The sequence below is a fragment of the Dialister succinatiphilus YIT 11850 genome, assembly GCF_000242435.1.
Classification (GTDB): domain Bacteria; phylum Bacillota; class Negativicutes; order Veillonellales; family Dialisteraceae; genus Dialister; species Dialister succinatiphilus.
The window spans coordinates 392,739-395,584 of the sequence record NZ_JH591188.1 but is presented as its reverse complement, the minus strand read 5'-3'; the positions used below and the strand labels follow the sequence as shown (position 1 = coordinate 395,584).

Genomic DNA, 2,846 nt, shown 5'->3' with positions numbered 1-2,846 from the left:
ACAATCATGCCTAATCCGGCTGCAATCATCTGTGCTTCATCGGGATGGTTTGCTGCCCAGCCTTTTGGCATGTGGTTATGCAGGTATCCCATGGCGTATTCCTGCACACCACCGGAAAGGATGCCGGCAAGGGCACTGCTTCCAACCGCTTTGCTAGTCATGGCGCCAAGAAGGCCATGGAGGGCAGTCTTTTCTATGGAACCCTCACCCCAGCCGTTTCTTACAGCCAGTTCGTGAATGGCTTCATTGCCTACGATGCTCATTTCTTCTACCAGCTGTTTCCGCTCTTCTGCCTTTGTCTTATCAAAGATGGTTTTCAGCTTGTTCAGGCTGTCCCTGGTATTTCTATCCAGTCCGGTAACATCCTGTTTCTGGTTCTTTGTATCGGTAATAACGATTTCCCCAGGTGCAATAGCTGCCCTGGTGGTAGAGTTTGCCGGTCCTTGTAAATTGCTTTTGTTTTAATTATGTAAAAATGCATTGTATAGAATTTCAGGCATAACCCAAAAAACTTCTCTCCATAAATATAAATAGCTCAAGTTAGCCAAAATCAGCAGAATTAGATACACTAGCCACTTAAGATGTTTCCTATTCCAGTAGTTTCCAGCTGGCACCATTTTGAGGTTATATTCATAATATAACCCGCCTGCACACAAATCAGAAAGCATTAATATGCCAAAAGAAATAATAATAATTCTACTATTTATATTATGCCCAAATCCACTAATTAAAGTCGTGATATTTGTTGCCCATAAGACCTGAAGCATAGAACACTGCACCCCTGATAGGAGAAATAGAGATGCAGGAATCAGATAAAATAAAGGATTTTTGATTTTCTTTATAAAATTATAGAAGAAAGATATTCCCACAAGAAGAATGCATCCCAAATCAATAATCACTGCTGTAAACCAGGTGGAATCAGTCTTGAATATCATCACTTTTCCTCGATTCATCTTTATTGAAATTTTCATAATACGCTTTCGCCTTTTGAGGAGACTCTTCAATATTATCCCGAGTCTCCATATATAGTTCCTTCAATGATATATCGCCTAAATGCCCTGCCTCAAACCCCGTCCCATCACTATATCCATAGGAATAGCACTGGCGAAGTCCTCTCATCAGCAGGCGCCCATCCATGGAGCAGGAGAGAGGGAATGGAGACGGAGGCTGTTTCTCCTTCAGTGCACTGAAACCAATGAAATAAGGAACATACATCGGCCAGGGGGTTGCAGGTGAATGGATTCCTCCCCTGTCACGTATGCATTTCCATATAAAAAGGCTTCACAGATTTCTTTGGAGCCTTTTTATATGGAAATTTTTATTTCCAATGGCTTTTGAGGCCGCCCAGAATGCAGACAGCCTAAGCCAAAAAGCAGGGAGACTCGTTTCTATCCAGCTGCTTAGCGTTTTTTTCAATCACCGGTTACAGAGCTTTTAGGGAGGAACATGGTGTTGGAAATCCAATCAATCCTTGCCCCATTATAATCCTGATATGACCGGTATAAACAGGTCCTCATCTTCCAGTGCTTTTTTCAACGCGTCTATACGAATTTTCGTATCTGAAGCATCTTTGCCTTCTTGTATTTCCGAATTATATTTTTCCTCCCAATAATCCAGCCAATAATTTAGATAGCGAAGTGTTACTAAACGCTGCGCTTCTCCTGTACCAATCAGCCCTAAAAGCACTTTCTTATCATTATCTGAGAATTCTTCCCATCCCTTCAAGTAAGTAAACTTATCACCATAAACTTCATCTTCCCATCTATATCCCTTAATAGAAATAATTTCTTCAGCTTCTCCTTTATATATAGGCAGACAGTAAATATGGTCTTCTTTTTCATCAATGACAATAAATCCTGATGCCCCATAAGAATATAGGCGATTATCTATCTCTATAGATGAAAATACACTACGGTCTAATGCGAATACATATTTTACATCTTGCAAAATGAATAAAGGATCTCCACCATCAAGCTGAAACCTGCCGTCATGAGAAACCTGCCTGACTGTTTGCCTTCCTTTAGGGTATATAGGTGCGTTATATTCATAAAATGCAAGCAAAATAACACTCAGAACGAAAAATATCCCTAATAGATAAAAACATCCTTTCCTTTGACTCATGATATATCACACTCTATTCGAACATACCAGGGATAAGGGACCATCCTGCCCTCAAGCTCTTCTTTCCAAGCCAGATTATTAGCAATATCAATCATTAACTTGTCATAATTATGTTCATCAAAGTCATATACATCTCCACCAAAGATTGAAATATGCCATCCGTCTTCCTGCCTTTCAGCATGCATAGTTACATCCATTTTGCCAATGGCATTTCCCAAGTCACCGAGCCCATTAAAATTTAATGTTTTATAAGCGACATCAATACTTCTTCCACCAAGATATTCTGCATCACTGATCTGGTCTGCTATGAATTTTTGCATAACAGGATGTTGTACTAGTGCACTTGCAAATTCAGAATCAGACGAATAGTCCACTTCCCATCCCGATCCCATATATCCATCCTTAAAGAATTTATAAGCCCAGGGATATTTATCTGCATTAACTTCTACACCTAAATTCAGCAGGAACGCAGGAATACCTCCGGTATCTTCTCCGCCACTATATTTTTCATTATTGCTAGATTTGCTCAATTTTTCTTGCACGATTTCCCGAATTTTATTCTCATCATTCCACTTAGCCCCCATCTGAGCAATATATTCACCTATCTTCTTATCGTTGGATATGCTTCCCACAATCATGCCTAATCCGGCTGCAATCATCTGTGCTTCATCGGGATGGTTTGCTGCCCAGCCTTTTGGCATGTGGTTATGCAGGTATCCCATGGC

The 2,846-nt window shown here is 40.4% G+C and carries 5 protein-coding genes; all 5 read right to left on the bottom strand.

Annotated elements, in window-relative coordinates; genetic code table 11:
- On the bottom strand, positions 1-263 hold a 263-nt coding region (locus HMPREF9453_RS12125; RefSeq protein ID WP_008859909.1), incomplete at its 3' end, for a hypothetical protein.
- 198 nt (positions 264-461) lie between these two features.
- Positions 462-953, bottom strand: a complete 492-nt coding sequence (locus tag HMPREF9453_RS07255; protein ID WP_187368066.1) for a hypothetical protein — start codon at positions 951-953, stop codon at positions 462-464.
- Positions 919-1,137: a hypothetical protein gene (locus tag HMPREF9453_RS12120; protein WP_187368065.1), complete on the bottom strand. Its 219-nt coding sequence runs from the start codon at positions 1,135-1,137 to the stop codon at positions 919-921. Before HMPREF9453_RS12120 ends, HMPREF9453_RS07255 begins: the two co-directional genes overlap by 35 nt.
- A 342-nt stretch (positions 1,138-1,479) precedes the next feature.
- A complete protein-coding gene (locus HMPREF9453_RS07245) occupies positions 1,480-2,121 on the bottom strand; it encodes a hypothetical protein (protein WP_008859907.1) in 642 nt (213 codons plus the stop codon).
- On the bottom strand, positions 2,118-2,846 hold a 729-nt coding region (locus HMPREF9453_RS12115), incomplete at its 5' end, for a hypothetical protein (RefSeq protein WP_008859906.1). The genes HMPREF9453_RS12115 and HMPREF9453_RS07245, both read right to left, overlap by 4 nt.

What these genes read in the sequence shown, in the direction of transcription:
- HMPREF9453_RS07255 (WP_187368066.1), bottom strand. Translation starts at nt 953, where the DNA reads ATGAATCGAGGAAAAGTGATGATATTCAAGACTGATTCCACCTGGTTT.
- HMPREF9453_RS12120 (WP_187368065.1), bottom strand. Translation starts at nt 1,137, where the DNA reads ATGGATGGGCGCCTGCTGATGAGAGGACTTCGCCAGTGCTATTCCTAT.
- HMPREF9453_RS07245 (WP_008859907.1), bottom strand. Translation starts at nt 2,121, where the DNA reads ATGAGTCAAAGGAAAGGATGTTTTTATCTATTAGGGATATTTTTCGTT.